The following is an 18,333-nucleotide window of genomic DNA, read 5'->3' as shown; positions in this document are numbered from 1 at the left end:
TCTTGATGTCGCTCGCGGTTCCGACTTTGGCGTCACGCTTGGGAACAACCGCAACCACGAAAGCAACCGCAACAACAGCAAAATGGATCCCGGTCCGCGCCGGGACGACGCAACGGCAAGGGCGCCCGCGTGCGGGCGCGCCATTGCGTCACTTCACGCGGCTGACGTAGTCGCCGGTGCGGGTGTCGACCTTGATGATTTCTTCCTGGCCGACGAACAGCGGCACGCGCACGACCGCGCCGGTTTCCAGGGTGGCCGGCTTGCCGCCGCCGCCGGAGGTGTCGCCGCGGACGCCCGGGTCGGTCTCGACGATCTTCAGTTCGACGAAGTTGGGCGGGGTCACCTGGATCGGGGTGCCGTTGAACAAGGTGACCACGCACTCTTCCTCGCCCTTCAGCCACTTCTCGGCGCCGGCCATGCCGGCCTTGTCCGCCTGGACCTGCTCGAAGGTTTCCTGCTGCATGAAATGCCAATACTCGCCGTCGGAATACAGGTACTGCATGTCGGTATCCACCACGTCGGCGGCCTCGACCGAGTCGGTGCTTTTCATGGTGACTTCCTGCACGCGGCCGGTGCGGATCTGGCGGTACTTCACGCGGGTGAAGGCCTGGCCCTTGCCCGGCTTGACGTACTCGGTGTCGGTGATGATGGACGGCTCGTTGTTGACCAGGATCTTCATCCCGTTCTTGACGTCGTTCATGCCGTAACTGGCCATGGGGTACTCCTTGGGGTAAGACAAACCCGCCGCGGGAGGCGGCTGGCCGGATAGAATGGGGAACCCGCCGGGACCGGCGGGCGTTTTGTTTTCAGACCCGCACATGATAACCGCAGCCCCCCTCCCCATGCAGCCCGCCCCCCTGCCCCGCGCCCGCTGGCAGGACGCCTGGCGCGACGCCGTGCGCGATCCGCGCGAGCTGCTGGCGATGCTGGGACTGGAGGATCTCGCCGGACGCCTGTCGGACGCCGCCGCCGCCCAGTTCCCGTTGCGGGTGCCACGCGGCTTCGTCGCCCGCATGGCGCCGGGGGATGCGAACGACCCGCTGCTGCGCCAGGTGCTGCCGCTGGACGAGGAAATGCGCCCGGTGCCCGGCTTCGGACTGGACGCGGTGGGCGACGCCGCCGCCCGCACCGCCACCGGCGTATTGCAGAAGTACCGTGGCCGGGCCCTGCTGGTCGCCACCGGCAGCTGCGCGGTGCATTGCCGCTACTGCTTCCGCCGGCATTTCCCCTACGCGGAGGAAACCGCCGCCCGCGACGGATGGCGCGAGGCGCTGGAGGCCATCCGGGCGGATGAAGGCGTCGAGGAAGTGCTGCTGTCCGGCGGCGACCCGCTGTCGCTGGCCACCTCCAAGCTGGCCGAACTGACCACCGCGCTGGCCGGCATCCCGCACCTCCGACGCCTGCGCATCCACAGCCGCCTGCCGGTGGTGCTGCCGGAACGGGTCGACGACGGGCTGGTCCGCTGGCTCGCAGGCCTGCCCTGGCCGGTCGCCTTCGTCATCCACGCGAACCACGCCAACGAGTTCGATGCCGATGTCGATGCCGCGCTGGCGCGACTGCGTGGGGCCGGCGCGCAACTGCTCAACCAGGCCGTGCTGCTGCGCGGGGTCAACGACAGCGTGGACGCGCTGGCCGCCCTCGGCGAGCGCGGCTTCGCCGCCGGGGTCCTGCCCTACTACCTGCACCAATTGGACCGGGTCGCGGGCGTGGCCCATTTCGAGGTGTCCGACGAGCAGGCAATGGCACTGCACGCCGGCCTGCGCGAGCGCCTGTCCGGTTACCTGGTGCCGCGGCTGGTCCGCGAAATCCCTGGCGATACCGGCAAGCGCCCACTTTGAAATGACCGCCGTGACGACCCGGGCGCCCCTTTTTGCGACGCCCGCATTGGACGCTCCCGGCCCCTTCGTGTATTAAACGCCCTCCCAAGGCGGAACCGCTGCATGCAGATCGGCAAAGACTCCACCCTTCGTTTGATGATCGTCGATGACAGCGGCGAGGACGCCGAGGCGATCGTCAGTACGCTGCGGAACGGAGGCATCGCCGTACGCCCGCTGCGGCCGCTGGACGCCGACGAGCTGGCGCGGATGGTGGCCGCGCAGCCCATGGACCTGGTCCTGGCCGCGCGCTCGGCCCGCGGGATTCCCCTGGCCGGCGTCCTGTCCACGGTCGACGCCAGCGGCAAGGACATCCCGGTCATCGTGCTGGCCGACGCCATCAACGAAGCCGACTGGCTGAGCGACCAGGCCGGCGGCGCCCGCGGCATGGTCCTGCGCGGCCGCTCCGAACACCTGCTGCATGTCCTTCGCAGCGAATGGTCGGATCTGGAGACGCGCCGCGCGGTGCGCCGCCTGGACGTGCAGCTGCGTGAGTTCGAGCGGCGCTGCGACGCCCTGATCTCCTCCTCGCGCGATCCGATCGCCTACATCCACGAAGGCATGCACATCCGGGCCAACGAGGCCTATCTGGAGATGCTGGGCTTCGAATCCTTCGACGAGGTCGAAGGCCTGTCGCTGCTGGATCTGGTCGCCCCGCAGTACGTCAACGACTTCAAGCAACTGCTCAAGAACCTGAGCAAGGGCGAGCCGCCGCCGCCGCGCTTCGAGCTGGAGGCGCGCAGCCTTGATGGTGATCAGTTCCCGGCCACGCTCGAATTCGCCACCGCCACCTACGAGGGCGAGCCCTGCGTGCAGGTGGTGTTCCGCCGGCGCGAGGAGTTCGATCCGGAACTGGCGCGCGAGGTCGAGGACCTGCGCCAGCGCGACGTGGTGACCGGCCTGCTCAACCGTCCGACCTTCCTGCAGGCCCTGGAGGAAGCGGTCAGCCAGGTCGCGCGCGGCGAACACTACTCGCTGCTGCTGCTGGAACCCGATCACTACCAGCGCCTGCTGCAGGACATCGGCATCGATTCGGCCGACGCCCTGATCGCGGCGATGGCCAAGCGCCTGGCCGAGAAACTGGATGCCAGCGCCACCGCCGCCCGTTTCGGCGAGCGCACCTTCGCGGTCCTGCTCAAGGGCAACCACGCGCGCACCGCCGCCCTGGCCGAAACCCTGCGCGCGGCGTTCGCGTCGCACGTCTTCAACGCCGGCGAACGTTCGACCGCGGTCACCGCCAGCGTCGGCGGCGTGCAGATCGGCGAGAAGATCGCCAGCATCGGCCTGGTCCTCACCCGCGCCACCGACAGCCTCCAGACCGCCACCAGCCTGGGCGGAAACCGCATCGAGATCTTCGATCCCGGCGCCGTCGATCGCGCCGAGGAAGAGCGCGTGCAGAACTGGATCGCGCGCCTGCAGGACGCCCTGGCCAACGATCACTTCCAACTGCACTATCAGCCGGTGGTCAGCCTGCAGGGCGAAGCCGGCGAGGTCTATGAAGCCCTGCTGCGGCTGGATTCCAACGGCGAGACGGTGATGCCGCTGGCCTTCATGGGCATCGCCGAGGAAAACGGCCTGCTCGACGCCATCGATCGCTGGGTGGTCAACCGTGCCATCGAAGTGCTGGCCGAGCGCCGCCGCAACGGCTACCTGACCCGGATGCTGGTCAAGGTCAGCCCCGGTTCCTTCGGTGACGAACGCCTGCTCCAGCTCATCGCCAAGCAGTTGGCCGCGCACGACGTGCCGGGCGAATGCCTGTGGCTGGAAGCGTCCGAAGCCAAGGTCTTCACCCATCTGCGGCAGGCGCAGGCATTCCAGGCGGGTGCCTCGAAGCTGGGCTGCAAGGTGGGCCTGGAGCATTTCGGCGCCGGTCTGGATTCGTTCCAGCTGCTGGCCCATTTCCAGCCGGCCTTCCTGAAGATCGATCGCGTGTTCAGCGCCGATCTGGCGAAAACGCCGGAACACCAGCAGAAGATCCGCGAGATCGCGGAACGCGCGCAGTCCCAGGGCATCCTGACCATCGCCGATCACGTGGCCGAGGCCGCGACGATGAGCTTTCTGTTCACGGCGATGGTGGACTACGTCGAGGGCGAGTTCCTGGCGCCGCCGGGGCCGCAGATGAGTTACGACTTCTCGTAATTCCGCGAGGGAGCTTCGCTCCCGCCATGCCGGGCTCAATGAAGTCCGCTCAAGGATGCGACGGGCCCCTGCCCTTTGCTGCCTTTGTCATCCCATGTGCGTGGTCCGCCATCCCGGACCATCTGCCGCGTCCATATCGGTGCATCGCTCCTGCCATGGCGATTCGGATCCTTCCTGTGCCGCGCTGCCGCCCTCCATGCACTTCCATCACGCGCTGATCCGTCCATGACTCCGCTCACTCACATGGGCGATTGTCAAAGTTAGTCGATCATGTCGATGAGCCACGCCAGAATTGAGCGGCATCCGGCATCACACATCCCGATTTCTCCACCGGATGCCATCAACCATTGGAAACAGACATGGCAATCCGCAAACCCGTGCTTTTGTTCGCTTCGTTGGGCGTACTTTCCCTGACGGCCTGTGGCGGCAAGACCGAGCCGACCCGGAGCAATTTCGCCGCCGCGATGAATCAGTATTTCGCCGCCAAGGGCGATCTCTGCATCGGTGCCCGACGCTGGCCGGTGGAGGTATCGGACATGGATATCAAACTCGGCGAAAGCCTTGCGTACGGCACCGCGTCGCAGATGGCGGCGCTGGAGGCCGCGGGGCTTGCAGCCGGCAAACATGTCGAAGTCGACATCATGGGCATCATGGGAAGCCCAACCGGCGGCAAGGCTGCCCGCAGGCAATACACGCTCACCGCGCGCGCCAAACCCTTTGAAAAGCCGAGTTCCACGGATACGGCGGGATCCTCGTCCAAGATCGATCTTTGCTGGGGCAGGAAGGCGCTGGACAAAGTGATCAAATGGGAAGGTCCCATGAAACTGGGTGACTACCAGGAAGTCGGCGTCACCTACACGTACAAGATCAATGACGTGGCCGATTGGGCCAAGACTCCCGGAATCCAGGCCGCCTTCCCGCAGATCAAGCGCGCGCTGGACGGTGCCGGGAAAGACGAATCCCGACACGCGCTCAAGCTGACCAGCGAGGGCTGGGAAGCCAAGGGCCTGGACTCCTCCTTCTTCTGAACTGGGCGGGACAGCTAGTCCGCCTGCATCCAATGGCTGAGATTCCGTTGCTGCCTCGATACTCCGGACGGTCGCTGACGCGGGGTTGCTGTCGGTAGTCAACGATGGTGCGCTCGCCGCGGGGCGTCCCTTTCTTTGCTTGTGCAAAGAAAGGAACCAAAGAAACACACCCCTGGCGGCGTGCCCTCCGCGCTACGCGCTCCGGGTGCGCAATCGGTCCGGGAATTTTCGGAAGGGGCCTCCTGCCCCTGCCGAAAACGGCGCACGTCCTGTGCGCCGCCCTGCGGGTTTTACCCGGCCCGCTTGCCACGCCTGAACGGGGCCCCGAAAGGCAAAGGCAAAGGCAAAGGCAAAGGCAAAGGCAAAGGCAAAGGCAAAGGCAAAGGCAAAGGCAAAGGCAAAGGCAAAGGCAAGAACAACAGCAACGGCTCAGCGGACAATTGCCTGCTCCTGCTCTTCGCTTTGGCATTTGCTCTCGGGGCCCCTTCCGCAGCGGTGTCGCAGGTGGGCAAACCCGCAGGGCGACGCACAAGGATGTGCGGCGTTTTGGGTCGGCACAAGGATGTGCCGTCCCAAAATTCCCGCCGGCGACACGAACCCCGGCCGCGCAGCGGCTGGGGCGCGAAGGTCGGGGTGTGCTTTCTTTGGTTACTTTTCTTTGCACAAGCAAAGAAAAGTGACTCCCGCGGAAGGCGCGCCATCCACGACCACCGGTAGCAACAACGCGCCCCAGCGCACCCAAAAAAAGGCGGCGAATTTCGCACCACACGCTCAAACCTGCTCATCGGCCCCAGTGAGTCAAGACCCACCCTGCGGTGAGTTCAGCCCACCATGCCCCCGCCCTCCTCCGCACACCCAAAAAGAAACCCGCCTTGCGGCGGGCTTCCGAAGTCAAAACCGACAACGCGGATGTCAGGCAAATGTCCCCTGTGCCGCCCGCAGCGCGGCGATGCGCTGCTCCAGCGGCAGATGGCTCAGGAACAGACGCTTCAGACCCTGGCCGATACCACCGGCGATACCGAACGCCTCCACCTGCGCCGGCAACGTGCTCTGCGCATGCTGCGCATTGAGTCGTTCCAGCGCGGCGATCATCTTGTTAGCGGCCGGCCAGATTCGCACCACCCGCGTCGGCGCGGAACTCGCGACGGCGCGAGAACCACATCGCGATCATCGTGGCGAACAGGCCGAACACCACTTCCAGCACCATCACGATGATGTAGTAACCGAACCCGCGGCCCTCGCCCTCACGGTTGCCCGACAGGAAACTGTCGACAATCCCGCCGACCACGCGCGCCAGCACGATCACGAAGGTGTTCAACACGCCCTGCAGCAGCGCCATCGTCACCATGTCGCCGTTGGCGACATGGCTGACCTCGTGGCCGAGCACGGCTTCGGCCTCGTCGCGGTTCATCGCCCGCAGGAGTCCCGTGGACACCGCCACCAGCGCGTTGTTGCGGTTGGCGCCGGTGGCGAACGCGTTGATTTCCGGCGCGTCGTAAATCGCCACCTGCGGCATGCCGATGCCGGCACCCTGCGCCTGGCGCTGGACGGTGGCCAGCAGCCATTGCTCGGCCTCGTTGCGCGGCTGTTCGATCACCTGCGCACCGGTCGCGCGCAGGGCCATGGTCTTGGACAGCAGCAGCGAGATCAGCGAGCCGCCGAAACCGAAGATGGCCGCCATGACCAGCAGTCCGGACATCTGGTTCGGATTGACCCCGAGTATCGACATGACGATGCCCGCCAGGACGAGTACGGCCAGATTGGTGGCGAGGAACAGGGCGATACGGCTGAACACGGGAGGCTCCGCAGGGTTTCAATGTGAAATGTGAGGCGAATCTGCGGTCGCGCGTGGTTGAATTCAAGCGCGTAACTGACCGACGATTCAGCTTTGGAGTCACGCCTTCCGCATGTCCGCACATCCCGACATCCCGCCCGTGTATCGCGGCCGTTTCGCGCCCTCGCCCACCGGTCCGCTGCATTTCGGCTCGCTGCTGGCGGCGTTCGGCAGCTGGCTGCTGGCACGCCATGCGGGCGGCGAATGGTGGGTGCGGGTGGAAGATCTGGACCCGCCGCGCGAGGTCGCCGGCGCCGCCGACCGGCAGTTGGCCACGCTGGCCGCGTTCGGCCTGGTGTCCGACGGACCGGTGGTGCGGCAGAGCGAACGCGCCGAACGCTACCGGGCGGCGCTGGACGAACTGCTGACGCGCGGTCAGGCATTCCCCTGCCATTGCAGCCGCAGCGAACTGGCGGCGACCGGCGGCATCCATCACCGCTGCGTGGCGGCTGAAACGCGCACGCGTCCCGCGGTCCGGCTGCGGGTGGAGCCCGGCACCGTGATCGGTTTCAGGGATGCCCTGCAGGGCCATTGCGAACAGGATGTCTATACCGAAGCCGGGGACGTGGTGCTGCGCCGCGCCGACGGCTACTGGGCCTATCAGTTGGCGGTGGTGGTCGACGATGCCGACCAGGGTTTCACCGACATCGTCCGCGGTGCCGACCTGCTGGACTCCACGCCCCGCCAAATCCACCTGCAACACGCACTCGGCCTGCCGACACCGCGCTACCTGCATCTGCCGCTGATCGTGGATGCCGGCGGCCAGAAACTGTCCAAGTCGATGGCCGCGCTGCCCATCGACGCCGGCGATCCGCTTCCACCCCTGCGCGCCGCCTGGACGGCGCTCGGACAGCCGGCGAACCGCCTGCCCGGGTTCGGAGGCGTGACCGCGCTGCTGCACGCGGCGGCCCGGGAGTTCGCGCCGGAACGGCTCCCGCGACGGGCCTCCCTGCCGTTCGCTGCGCCGCACAACACACCTGCCGCGGACGCTGTCTAGAATCCGGGGGAACCGCCTTTTGCGGGCGGTCCCCACAGGAGAAGCCCCACATGAGTTCTCGCGTCGCGCTGGTCACCGGCGGCACCGGCGGCATCGGAACCGCCATCTGCAAGAAGTTGGCCGACATGGGCCATCGCGTAGCCACCAATTACCGCAACGAGGAAAAGGCCAAGGCCTGGCAGCGGCAGATGAAGGCCGAGGGCTACGATGTCGCCCTGTTCCCCGGCGACGTCACGTCCGCCGAGGAAGCCGAGGCGCTGGTGCGCAAGGTCGAGGCCGATCTCGGTCCGGTCGACATCCTGATCAACAACGCCGGCATCACCCGCGACACCACCTTCCATCGCATGAGCGCCCTGCAGTGGAACGAGGTCATCAACACCAACCTCAACTCGGTGTTCAACATGACCCGCCCGGTGATCGAGGGCATGCGTGATCGCAAGTGGGGCCGGATCATCCAGATCAGCTCGATCAACGGCCTCAAGGGCCAATACGGCCAGGCCAACTACGCCGCCGCCAAGGCCGGCATGCACGGCTTCACCATTTCGCTGGCGCGCGAGAACGCCAAGCTCGGCATCACCGTCAATACGGTGTCGCCCGGTTACGTGGCCACCGACATGGTGATGGCGGTGCCGGAGGAAGTGCGCGCCAAGATCGCCGCGGACATCCCGACCGGCCGCCTCGGCAACCCGAACGAGATCGCCTATGCGGTGGGCTTCCTAGTCGCCGACGAGGCGGGCTGGATCACCGGTTCCAACCTGGACATCAACGGCGGACACCACATGGGTTGGTAACCGGTCCACACCGGTGCGGATGGAAAAAATGCTGCGGGTCCTGCCCGCAGCATTTTTTTGTCCGGCCCGTCTTCCTGAACAGGCCCCCCCTGACCTGCGGCCTGTTGCAAGGGCTGCTGCGCTGCGTCATGCTGCCCCACACTGCGTTTTAGAGTGATTGCTTCATGGCTGCGATCCGCATCATCAAGAAGTACCCGAACCGCCGTCTCTACGACACCGAGATTTCCAGTTACATCACCATCGAGGACGTCCGCCAGCTGATTGTCGACGGCGAGGACTTCGAGGTCCGCGACGCCAAGACCGGCGACGACCTGACCCGCACGGTCCTGCTGCAGATCATCAGCGAGCAGGAACAGGACGGCGAGCCGGTGCTTTCCACCCAGTTGCTGAGCCAGATCATCCGCTTCTACGGCGACTCGCTGCAGGGCTTCATGGGCAATTACCTGGAGCGCAGCATGCAGATCTTCATGGAGCAGCAGCAGCAGTTCCGCAGCCAGATGGGCAACCTGCTGGGACAGACGCCCTGGACCATGATGAACCAGCTGACCGAGCGCAACATGGAACTGTGGCAGGAATTCCAGCGCAATCTCAGCGGCGGCGGACTGGGCCGTCCGGCCACTGCCAAGCCCAAGGAAACCCCGCGCGAGACCCCGAAGACCCGCGCCCGCTGATCCCGGCTGTCCCTTCCCGGCCCGCGCCCCTCGGCGCGGGCTTTTTCATGCCACCCGTTTTTTCCAAGAACGTTCCAGGAAATTCTCCATGAGCAAACGCGTCGCGGTCGTCACCGGCGGCATCGGCGGTCTGGGTACCGCCATCTGCAAGCACCTGGCCGGCGCCGGCCATACCGTCATCGCCGCCGACCTGCCCGCGGACAGCCCGCGTCAGGCGTCCTTCGCCGAAGCCACCAGCGGCCTGGACGTGCATTTCATGCCGCTGGACGTCAGCGACTTCGCCGCCTGCGGTGCGTTCGTGCGGGATGTGCAGCAGACGCACGGCCAGTTGGACATCCTGGTCAACAATGCCGGCATCACCCGCGATTCCACCTTGCGCAAGATGGACGAGTCGCAATGGGACGCGGTGATCGAGGTCAATCTGGGCAGCGTGTTCAACCTGTCCCGGCACGCCATCGATGGCATGCAGGCGCGCGGATTCGGCCGGGTCATCAACATCAGTTCGGTCAGCGGCCAGACCGGCAACTTCGGCCAGACCAACTACGCGGCGGCCAAGGCCGGCCTGCATGGCTTCACCATGTCGCTCGCACGCGAAGTCGCGGCCAAGGGCGTCACCGTCAACAGCGTATCGCCCGGCTACATCGAAACACCGATGACCCGCGCGATGCCGCCGGAAGTCCGCGATCGCACCGTCGCCTCGGTGCCGGTGGGCCGCATCGGCGCACCCGACGACATCGCGCGCGCGGTGGCGTTCCTGGCCGACGAGGCCTCGGGCTACATCACGGGCGCCAACCTGCCGGTCAACGGCGGCCTCTTCATGAGCTTCTGATCCGCGGCTATCCTGAGCACTCCGCCACACACCCGTACAACCAAGGAAACCGGATGAAACTCACCCCTCCCACCTTCGGCGTCTGGCTCATCGCGCTGCTGCTCGGCAGCGGCGGCATCGCCGCGCGGTTCGGTTATATCCCGGTGCTGGCGCCACATGCGTTCTGGTTGGTGGTGGCGGGGTTCGGGTTGCTGGTGGCGGCGACGGTTTTCAGCAAGCTCTGATTTCCAGCGGGCTTGTCCCGCTGTTCTAGCGCCTTTCTTTCTACTTGGCGTTTTTCGTCGATGCCTTGATGGGTATGGGGCGCTGACGCGCGTCATTGCTATCGGTTGTCACGGATGGCGCGCTCGCCGCTTTCTTTGGTCCCTTTCTTTGCTTGTGCAAAGAAAGGGACCAAAGAAAGCCCCCCCTGGCGGCGTGCCCTGCGCTGCGCTCCGGGTGCGCAATCAGTCCGGGAATTTTCGGCAGGGGCCTCCTGCCCCTGCCGAAAACGGCGCACGTCCTGTGCGCCGCCTGCGGGTCTTACCCGGCCCGCTTGCCACACCTGAACGTGGCCCCGAAGAGTAAAAGCAAAAGCAAGAGCGACAGCGACAGCTCTGCGTTGAGCAGGCTCGCGCTCTTGCTTTTGCCTCTGCTCTTGGCGCCCCATCCGCAGCGGTGGCGACGGTGGGCAAACCCGCAGGGCGCCGCACAAGGATGTGCGGCGTTTTGGGTCGGCACAGGATGTGCCGTCCCAAAATTCCTGCCGGCGACACGCCCCCCCGCCGCGCAGCGGCTGGGGCGCGAGGAACGGGGTGTGCTTTCTTTGATTCTTTCTTTGCACAAGCAAAGAAAGAAGGCCCCGCGGCGAGCGCGCCATCTACGCTAATCGATAGCAATGACGCGCGCCAGCGCCCAATCGCACGTCCACCCATCAGGCAATCAGAGCAGCGAAACAAGCGCTCTACGTGATTCCACGCAACGACAACGTACCGGCCAACACGACGATGGCCCCATGCACACTCATGGCGTCCTGCGCAGATACGCCGCCAACCCGGCCAACTGCTGCCCCTGCACCCGATCCACAATCGGCGCCAGCGTGCGCAGATCATCCGGCGTATAACCTCCCGCGCGATACCACAGCGTGATCCGGGTCCCGCCGTTTTCTTCCCTCAGACGCCATTCCATCGCGCCCGACAATCCCATCCCCTGCAAAGGCCCCAGACCACCGGTCAGGCGCAGGAGCTTGCCGGGCTCGGCGAACACCACCGTCATGTGCTGCGCCTGGCGCGCGCCATCGACCTCGCAGAAGCAGCCCCCGGCGCGGGGTTCGATGCTCAGGCGCGAAGCGTCGCCCCACCAGGTGTGGTCTTTCGGCCACCAGCGTCCGACCGCGAGCAGTGCGTTCCACGCCGCCTCCGGTTTCGCCGGCACCCATTGGCTGTTTTCGATGGTGAAACCGTTGGCCGCCTGATCCTTGACCTCCGCCCGCGCTCCTGCCGCCAGGCCACAGGCCAATGCGGCCGCCATCGCGAGCCCCGCGAATCGGCGCATGTTCACTGCGCCGCCGCTTCCTTGCAGAAACGGTTGCGGTACTCCATCGCCTTGGGCATCAGCGCGGTCAGGTTCTGGATGCGGGTGCCGGGATTGGGATGGGTGGACGAGAACTCCGGCGGCGCCTGGCCGCCGCTGGCTTCGCTCATCCGCTCCCACAGTGGCACCGCTTCCTGCGGGTTGAAGCAGGCCGCCGCGGCCAGCATCAGACCGACCTCGTCGGCCTGGGTCTCATGGGTGCGCGCATAGGGCAGCAGGTAGCCGTAACCCATTGCCGCCATCACCATCTGCTGCTGCTGCGGATCCATGCCGCTCATCGCGCCGGCCATCTGGCCGATCTGGGTCAGCTTCTGCTGGGACATGCGCTGGGCGCCGTGGCGCAGCAGCGCGTGGGCGATTTCATGTCCCATCACCACGGCCACGGCGTCGGCATTCCTGGCAACCGGGATCAGCCCGGTGTAGACCGCCATCTTGCCGCCGGGCAGACAGAACGCATTGGCCTGGTCGGACTGGATGACGTTCACGTCCCAATCGAAGGTCCGCCAGTTGCCGCTGGCCTGGGTGCCGCGCTCCTGCGCAATGGCCGCCTCGACTTCGGGAATCTTGCTGATCAGGCGCTGCGCGATCGTGCGCACCTGTTGGGCGATCTGCGAGTTCGGATCCACCGGGCGTTCCTGCGAAAGGATTTCCTGGTAGGCCTGCAGCCCCAGCGCCTTTTCCTCTTCCACGCTGATCGAGCTGTCGATCAGCACTTTCTCGCCGGTATACGGGTCGGTCACCCGGTTGGAGAACCAGTAGAACGCGGCGTAGCCCGCGAACCCCAGCAGGACCAGCCAGCGTACGTTGCCCAACAGGCCGCCGCGTCGGCGCGGCGCGCCGCCCTGCTCGTACCGTCCCTGTCCAAACGGATCGTTCCTCATCGCCTTCTCCCAGTCGCCGGCTAGATGCCACGCACCACGCGGAAGCCTACCCGTGCATTAGTCATATCCGAATCCGAGGACGAACGCCATGCCGCCCGGGCCTGCACCGGGGCGCTGGCCCAGGAGCCGCCCCGCACCACCCGCGAGCGGCAGCCGGGGTTGAACCAGGCCGCGCCGTCGGCGGGCGCGCGCCGGTAACTGGCATGCCAGCAATCGGCCACCCATTCGCTGGTGTTGCCGCCCATGTCGTGCAGCCCCCAGGCATTGGGGGGGAAGCTGCCGACCGGCGACGGCCCCCAGTAGCCGTCGCCGTAGCCGACGAAGGCGTTGTTCCAATGGCGGCCGCTGGGCGAGGTGTCGTTGCCGCCGGTCAGGTTCTCCACCTTCGCCGGCGGCACCCCGTTGCCCCACGGATACCGCCCCTGCACGCCCGATCGCAGGGCGTACTCGAATTCCGCCTCGCTGGGCAGCCGATAGCTGTGCCCGGTCTGCCTGGCCAGCCAATCGGCATAGGCTTCGGCGTCATACACGCTGACGTGCAGCACCGGCATGTCGTCGCGCGCCGCCGCCCCGCTGTAGTCGGATTGCCAGTCCACCCCGCTGCGGCGGACGAAATTGCCGCTGCGCTCGTCGTAGACGATGGAATGCCCGCGCCGGGTCGCGCGCGGGCGGTACTGGGTGGCCTGCACGAAGCGACGGAACTCGCCGACCGTCACCGCGTTGCGCGCCATCGCGAATCCGCGATCGAAACGCACGTAGTGGGCCGGCTTCTCGGCGTCGGCGGCCCCCAGTTCGTTCTCGTCCGCGCCCATCCGGAACGCGCCATGCGGCACGATCACCATTTCCGGTCCACGCCCGCCATTGCCCAGGGCGTCGGTGAAGGCCTGGCCGGGACGGAACAGGCCGTAATGGGTGGCCAGCTCGATGCGCTGGCGGAAATCCGCGGCCACCGGATCGCCGGGGGGGGCTATGCGCAGCACTTCGGCGAGCTTTTCACGCGCGGCCTTCAGGCCCAGCGGCGATTGCAGATCCTGCACGCCCGATTCGCGCAGCCCGGCGATGCGCACGGTACGGATGGCCTCGATCCGCTGGCGCGCATCCGCCACCGTGGGCGCGTTGCTGCGGACCTTGCCGGCATGATCCAGCCAGATCCGCGCGGTATCGAAATCCCCGGCCTGGGCGACATCCTCGGCGCGCCGGATGAGCGCGCTTTCCACCGCCGCCACACCCTGCAGCGCGCGCGCCTGCCCGGGCTTCCACTTGAGCACCTCGCGGAAACCCGCCAGCGCGCCCCCGCCCTGTTCACCCAGCCGCCCCTGGTTGAGCGCCCGCTCGCTGGCGAGATTGAGCCGGGTCAGCTGCTCGATTTCGTCGACCCGCGACAGATAGGCCAGCACGGCTTCGTCGTCCGGATCGATGGCGCGCGCCACCGCGGCGATTTCCGCGGCCTCGCGCGCGTCCGCGTCACGGTCCTCGGCGGTCTTCACGACCTTTTCGCCGCGTTCGAGCAGGCGATCCAGGGCCTGATCCAGGCCACGGCGCGCGGCGGCGTCCTCCGGGTCCAGCCGCCGGATCGCCAGGTACAGCGGAATCGCGTCATCGGCGCCGGCGTAGAGGCGTCCTGCCTGCAAAGCCTCCGCCGCGCGCCGGCGCGCCTCGGGAATGCCCTCCCGGGTCAAGGTGACGGCCGGGGGCTGCCAATTGAGGGCCGCGTTGACGCTGTCGTCACCGGTGACGGTGATGCGCGGCATGCGCACCTCGCCGGCGTCGCGCCCGGAACCCCGCGGCGCCGCAGCCTCGCGCGAGCAACCGCACAGCACCAGACCGGTGAGCACCAGCAGGCCAAATGCGCGCAAACCGTCCTCCACCCTCACGAAATCCGTCCGGCGACGGTAGGCTATTGTCTCCCGACTCGGCAACCGATGCATTCAGCGGAGATTTCGTGCCCCATTGGATTCAAACCCCCGACGCCCTGGCCGCGTTCTTCACCACGCCCCCCGCCCGTATCGGGCTGGATACGGAGTTCGTCCGCGAACGCACCTTCTGGCCCCAACTGGCACTGGTCCAGATGGCGGTCGGCGACGAGATCCTGCTGATCGATCCGCTGCAGCCGGGCATGCCGCAGGCACTGGCCACGATTCTCGGTGATACCCGGATCCTCAAGGTGATGCACAGCGCCAGCGAGGATCTGGTGGCGCTGAGCTACACCTGTGGCGTCGCGCCGCAACCGCTGTTCGATACCCAGATCGCCGCTGCGCTGGCCGGCGTCGCCGCCGGCATCGGCTACCAGAAGCTGGTGGAACAGATCACCGGCGTGGTGCTGGCCAAGGGCGAAACCCGCTCCGACTGGCTGCGCCGGCCGCTCAGCGATTCCCAGCTCAAGTACGCCGCCGAGGACGTGCACTACCTGTTCGCGCTGCATGACGCCCTGGCCACGCGACTGCAGGAAAGCGGTCGCACCGAGTGGCTGGCCGAGGACAGCCGGCGCCTGCTGGAGAACGCCACCCAGGAAGAAGGCGAACGCTGGCCGCACCTGTCCATGCGCAGCGCCCAGTTCCTGGACGCGCCCGCGCAACACCGCCTGCTGCGACTGCTGCGCTGGCGCGACATCGCCGCACGGCGCAGCGACAAGCCGCGCAGTTGGATCCTGGACAATGAAATGGCGGTCGCGCTGGCGCGCACGCCACCGACGGATCGCGCCGCGCTGGGCCGCTGGCTGGACACCCAGCCCAAGGCGCCGCGCAAGCTGGCCGACGCGTTGTGGGAGAGCCTGTCGACTCCACTCGCGGATGAAGCCGATGCCCCGCTGGCACGGGCCACCCCGGATCGCGACAAGGCCGCGCTGCGCAAACTGCAGGACGCGGTCGCGCGCCGCAGCGCGGAGCTGGGCCTGCCGGACGGCGTGCTCGCTTCGCGCCGCTACCTGGAAATACTGCTGGAATCCGGCCAGTGGCCAGCCGCCCTGTCCGGCTGGCGCAAAGCCGAACTGGAACCCCTGTTGGGAAGCGAGGCAACCGCCACCGTCTGACGCGCCCTCTTCGCGGAAGCGCGCGCATCCCGGTGGCGACCGCTGCCGAACCCTCCCGGTTGGCAACCGGGGCGCGAGGCGCTAGACTTGTCTCACCCTCGTGGGGGGGTAGCTCAGCTGGGAGAGCGCGTCGTTCGCAATGACGAGGTCGTGGGTTCGATCCCCATCCTCTCCACCACTATTCAAAGCCCCGCTCCGGCGGGGCTTTCTGTTTCAAGGACTTCGCCGTTTCAACAGTGGATGCGGATGGTCCTTGTCCAAACACCGATGCGCGGTTCTTCCTATGTTTTGGCTTAAGCCGAACTTACGGAAAGAGCCCCAGACATGCGTATCCAGCTAACCAAGAAAATCGTTGCTACCACCCTGCCCCGGGATCGCCCCTACGAGGTCAGGGACGCGCTGGTACGCGGTTTGCTGCTTCGGGTGCAGCCCAGTGGGCACCGAGCATGGATCGTCACTTGGGCGCATGGTAAGCATCGTACGCTGGGGTCTGTCGAACACGTGCCCCTAGAGCAAGCCCGGGACATCGCCCGCAAGGTCATCGCCGAGTATATCCAGACAGGACTACCCAGCATCGCCAAGCCCGAACTGCCCAAAATCACCCTTCGGACATACTTGGACAACCACTACGCCCCGTGGGTCCGAACGGAACTGAAGCAAGCCGACGATGCGCTGCGACGCATCGAACAGGCATTTGCAGACTTGCTTCCGATGACAATGAAAGACATCAATGCCAAGGTCATCGAACGCTGGTGGGTCACGCGACTGCAGGACACAGTCCGACCGGGGGCAAAGCAGACAATCAGCAAGGCCACCGCATCGCGCAATCTGGCGACGTTGCGCTCGGCTCTGTCGAAGGCTGTTAAATGGGGAATGCTGGAGACCAACCCAGTTACCAATGCTGCCCTGAAAGTTGCTAAGCCACGCAGCGTGGTCCGGTTTCTGAGCCCCGCTGAAGAATATCGCCTGCGGTCTACCCTTATAGCGCGCGACCACGCCCATGCAGCAGCACGTAGGTCAGCCAATGAGTGGCGCGCAGCCCGTAAGCGCGCGCTGCTTCCAGATGTTCCAGAGGGCGCCTATGCGGACCACCTGACGCCGGTCGTGTTGCTGGCGATGAACACCGGCCTGCGCAGGGGCGAGCTGCTGGCCCTGGACTGGTCGGACATCAACCTGCAGGCAAAAATGTTGACCGTTCGCCCGGAACACGCCAAATCGGGCAAACAGCGTCATGTACCACTGAACGCTGAAGCCATGAACGTGCTGCGTCAGTGGAGTTCGCAATCAACTGGTGCTGGGAGCGTGTTCGGCATCATCGGCATGAAGTCGTCGTGGGAAAAGCTGCTTGTCGAAGCCAAAATCACGGGATTCCGGTTCCACGACCTACGCCATCACTTTGCAAGTAGGCTGGTCATGGCAGGCGTGGACTTGAACACGGTCCGTGAGCTATTGGGTCATGCGGATATCAGCATGACTTTGCGCTATGCGCATTTGGGGCCCGAGCACCTGTCCGCAGCAGTAGAAAAGCTTGCGCGCTCCAACTAATCACTCTTACCTTCGTTCTTCTTTATCCTCCCCATCTGATCGAGAAGACGCTTCGCAGTCGCTTCAGCTGCGGCTTGCTCCGCAGCAGTTGTTGGCGAGCGGCCATACTGGTCCTGGGCATACACACGGCCATCTGGTAGACCCATCAGTATTTCGCCGGTGTTGCGCCATAGGTCGGTCGTTGGCAAAAGATGAGCGCCAAGGTCGGGCCATTGAACCTTCGAACAGTGTTCTTCGGGGAAAAGCCATTCATAGACAGGGGCGGCAATGTACCTTGTTGCCCGCCACTTCAAGATCCTGTTGATCTGAATAACTGCATCCCGCGATATTTGTCGATGAACAATTTGATGGGTCTTGACCATCGTATTCCCGAACAAGCGGGCGTTGGTTCGAGGGCGAGTTAGCTGCGATTTCATTTTTTGGTCGTGGGCGTACTCGGTGTGTGTCAGTACAAAGCATTTCTTGCTATCAAGTGGAAAGATGGTCTGAGTGCCTTTCCAAGCTGCCCCCGGATCGTTTGGGAAGACGCAATCGGATGACCTCGGAAAGCAGGCTTTGTTGTAGAGCGTGATCGGGTGGTCAGTCAGCAAGAACCCAACGTTCTCGTCGTGATAGAGAACGTCCATGAAGGACTCAACCCACATGACACATCGCATATACTGATAGCGGTGCACATGATCAAGTAGGTCTTGCTTGCTTGAGTTGGGGGGCAGTCGCTGCCGAAGCCAAGCCAGACCTTTAGGTGTTCGTAGCGACTGCACTGACAAGTACTGAAAGAAGTTGTTGAAGCCATCCCTGCTGATCGGTGTCCGGCTGCCCGCGTTGGCCACTTCCTCAACGGCAGAAGCACCAGCAGTGTCGGAGCCACCAAAGAAAAGCTTCTCGAACAAGTCCTTTGGATATCCGGCTACTCTGACCGAATATAGGTCAGGCTGCTGGAAGCACTTCCTCGTACCCCATCGTTCGACTTCCCGCATAGGGACTCGCCGATTGTTTACCACCCGCCAAGGTTTCATGGGGTTCTACCCCGCTAACACGGACACTTCAAAGAAGCCTCATCATGGGGCAGGAGGAGTGTCATGGCACAACGAAGAAAGTTCAGCGAAGAGTTCAAGCGTGAGGCGGTTGGCCTGACGCGGCTTCC

The 18,333-nt window shown here is 65.4% G+C and carries 15 protein-coding genes, 1 tRNA gene and 1 pseudogene; 11 read left to right on the top strand and 6 right to left on the bottom strand.

Annotation, left to right across the window (positions count from 1 at the left end; translation table 11 throughout):
- Positions 1-148: 148 nt before the first annotated feature.
- Positions 149-715 (bottom strand): elongation factor P, encoded by a 567-nt coding sequence (gene efp, locus AC3DEZ_RS17285; RefSeq protein ID WP_141452420.1) that lies wholly within the window; start codon positions 713-715, stop codon positions 149-151.
- Between the two features lie 103 nt (positions 716-818).
- Between efp and epmB the strand changes: the two genes are divergently transcribed.
- The 3 genes from epmB to AC3DEZ_RS17270 all read left to right on the top strand — a co-directional run bounded on the left by epmB (position 819) and on the right by AC3DEZ_RS17270 (position 5,041).
- Positions 819-1,838 carry an EF-P beta-lysylation protein EpmB gene (epmB, locus tag AC3DEZ_RS17280; RefSeq protein ID WP_488389338.1) on the top strand — a complete coding sequence of 340 codons (1,020 nt, stop codon included), beginning with the start codon at positions 819-821 and terminating at the stop codon, positions 1,836-1,838.
- 102 nt (positions 1,839-1,940) lie between these two features.
- Positions 1,941-4,013 carry a GGDEF/EAL domain-containing response regulator gene (locus AC3DEZ_RS17275; protein ID WP_488389337.1) on the top strand — a complete coding sequence of 691 codons (2,073 nt, stop codon included), beginning with the start codon at positions 1,941-1,943 and terminating at the stop codon, positions 4,011-4,013.
- 359 nt (positions 4,014-4,372) lie between these two features.
- Positions 4,373-5,041 (top strand): hypothetical protein, encoded by a 669-nt coding sequence (locus AC3DEZ_RS17270; protein WP_488389336.1) that lies wholly within the window; start codon positions 4,373-4,375, stop codon positions 5,039-5,041.
- A gap of 912 nt (positions 5,042-5,953) precedes the next feature.
- On the opposite strand, the pseudogene htpX reads toward AC3DEZ_RS17270, so the two are convergent.
- A pseudogene (htpX, locus tag AC3DEZ_RS17265) lies at positions 5,954-6,836 on the bottom strand (protease HtpX).
- Between the two features lie 112 nt (positions 6,837-6,948).
- On the opposite strand from htpX, the gene gluQRS reads away from it, so the two are divergent.
- From gluQRS to AC3DEZ_RS17240, 5 genes are all read left to right on the top strand, one after another.
- Positions 6,949-7,872 (top strand): tRNA glutamyl-Q(34) synthetase GluQRS, encoded by a 924-nt coding sequence (gene gluQRS, locus AC3DEZ_RS17260; protein WP_488389335.1) that lies wholly within the window; start codon positions 6,949-6,951, stop codon positions 7,870-7,872.
- 50 nt (positions 7,873-7,922) lie between these two features.
- Positions 7,923-8,663, top strand: coding sequence for an acetoacetyl-CoA reductase (gene phbB, locus AC3DEZ_RS17255; protein ID WP_488389334.1), 741 nt, complete (start codon positions 7,923-7,925; stop codon positions 8,661-8,663).
- Between the two features lie 164 nt (positions 8,664-8,827).
- Complete coding sequence (phaR, locus tag AC3DEZ_RS17250; protein ID WP_295383132.1) at positions 8,828-9,334, top strand: polyhydroxyalkanoate synthesis repressor PhaR; 507 nt, start codon at positions 8,828-8,830, stop codon at positions 9,332-9,334.
- Positions 9,335-9,422: 88 nt separating this feature from the next.
- Positions 9,423-10,163: an acetoacetyl-CoA reductase gene (gene phbB, locus AC3DEZ_RS17245; RefSeq protein WP_488389333.1), complete on the top strand. Its 741-nt coding sequence runs from the start codon at positions 9,423-9,425 to the stop codon at positions 10,161-10,163.
- 53 nt (positions 10,164-10,216) lie between these two features.
- Complete coding sequence (locus AC3DEZ_RS17240; protein ID WP_183637378.1) at positions 10,217-10,387, top strand: hypothetical protein; 171 nt, start codon at positions 10,217-10,219, stop codon at positions 10,385-10,387.
- A gap of 778 nt (positions 10,388-11,165) precedes the next feature.
- Here AC3DEZ_RS17240 and AC3DEZ_RS17235 read toward each other — a convergent pair.
- From AC3DEZ_RS17235 to AC3DEZ_RS17225, 3 genes are read right to left on the bottom strand one after another with little or no spacing between them, the layout of a single operon-like run.
- Positions 11,166-11,696 (bottom strand): SRPBCC family protein, encoded by a 531-nt coding sequence (locus AC3DEZ_RS17235; RefSeq protein WP_488389332.1) that lies wholly within the window; start codon positions 11,694-11,696, stop codon positions 11,166-11,168.
- 2 nt (positions 11,697-11,698) lie between these two features.
- A complete protein-coding gene (locus tag AC3DEZ_RS17230) occupies positions 11,699-12,616 on the bottom strand; it encodes a M48 family metallopeptidase (RefSeq protein WP_488389331.1) in 918 nt (305 codons plus the stop codon).
- Between the two features lie 20 nt (positions 12,617-12,636).
- Positions 12,637-14,472, bottom strand: coding sequence for a formylglycine-generating enzyme family protein (locus AC3DEZ_RS17225; protein ID WP_488389330.1), 1,836 nt, complete (start codon positions 14,470-14,472; stop codon positions 12,637-12,639).
- Between the two features lie 86 nt (positions 14,473-14,558).
- Between AC3DEZ_RS17225 and rnd the strand changes: the two genes are divergently transcribed.
- The 3 genes from rnd to AC3DEZ_RS17210 all read left to right on the top strand — a co-directional run bounded on the left by rnd (position 14,559) and on the right by AC3DEZ_RS17210 (position 17,189).
- Positions 14,559-15,644, top strand: a complete 1,086-nt coding sequence (gene rnd / locus AC3DEZ_RS17220; RefSeq protein WP_488389329.1) for a ribonuclease D — start codon at positions 14,559-14,561, stop codon at positions 15,642-15,644.
- Between the two features lie 102 nt (positions 15,645-15,746).
- Positions 15,747-15,822: transfer RNA gene (locus AC3DEZ_RS17215), tRNA-Ala, on the top strand.
- A 146-nt stretch (positions 15,823-15,968) separates the two neighbouring features.
- Positions 15,969-17,189 (top strand): site-specific integrase, encoded by a 1,221-nt coding sequence (locus tag AC3DEZ_RS17210; protein WP_488389328.1) that lies wholly within the window; start codon positions 15,969-15,971, stop codon positions 17,187-17,189.
- Here the strand turns inward: AC3DEZ_RS17210 and AC3DEZ_RS17205 are convergent.
- Positions 17,186-18,166 (bottom strand): DUF4238 domain-containing protein, encoded by a 981-nt coding sequence (locus tag AC3DEZ_RS17205; RefSeq protein WP_488389327.1) that lies wholly within the window; start codon positions 18,164-18,166, stop codon positions 17,186-17,188. The two genes, AC3DEZ_RS17210 and AC3DEZ_RS17205, sit on opposite strands and share 4 nt — an antisense overlap.
- Between the last annotated feature and the right edge of the window lie 167 nt (positions 18,167-18,333).

It is taken from the genome of Pseudoxanthomonas sp. 134C1 (assembly GCF_057773065.1).
The sequence above is the reverse complement of the archived record's forward strand: the minus strand, read 5'-3'. Positions and strand labels throughout refer to the sequence as shown.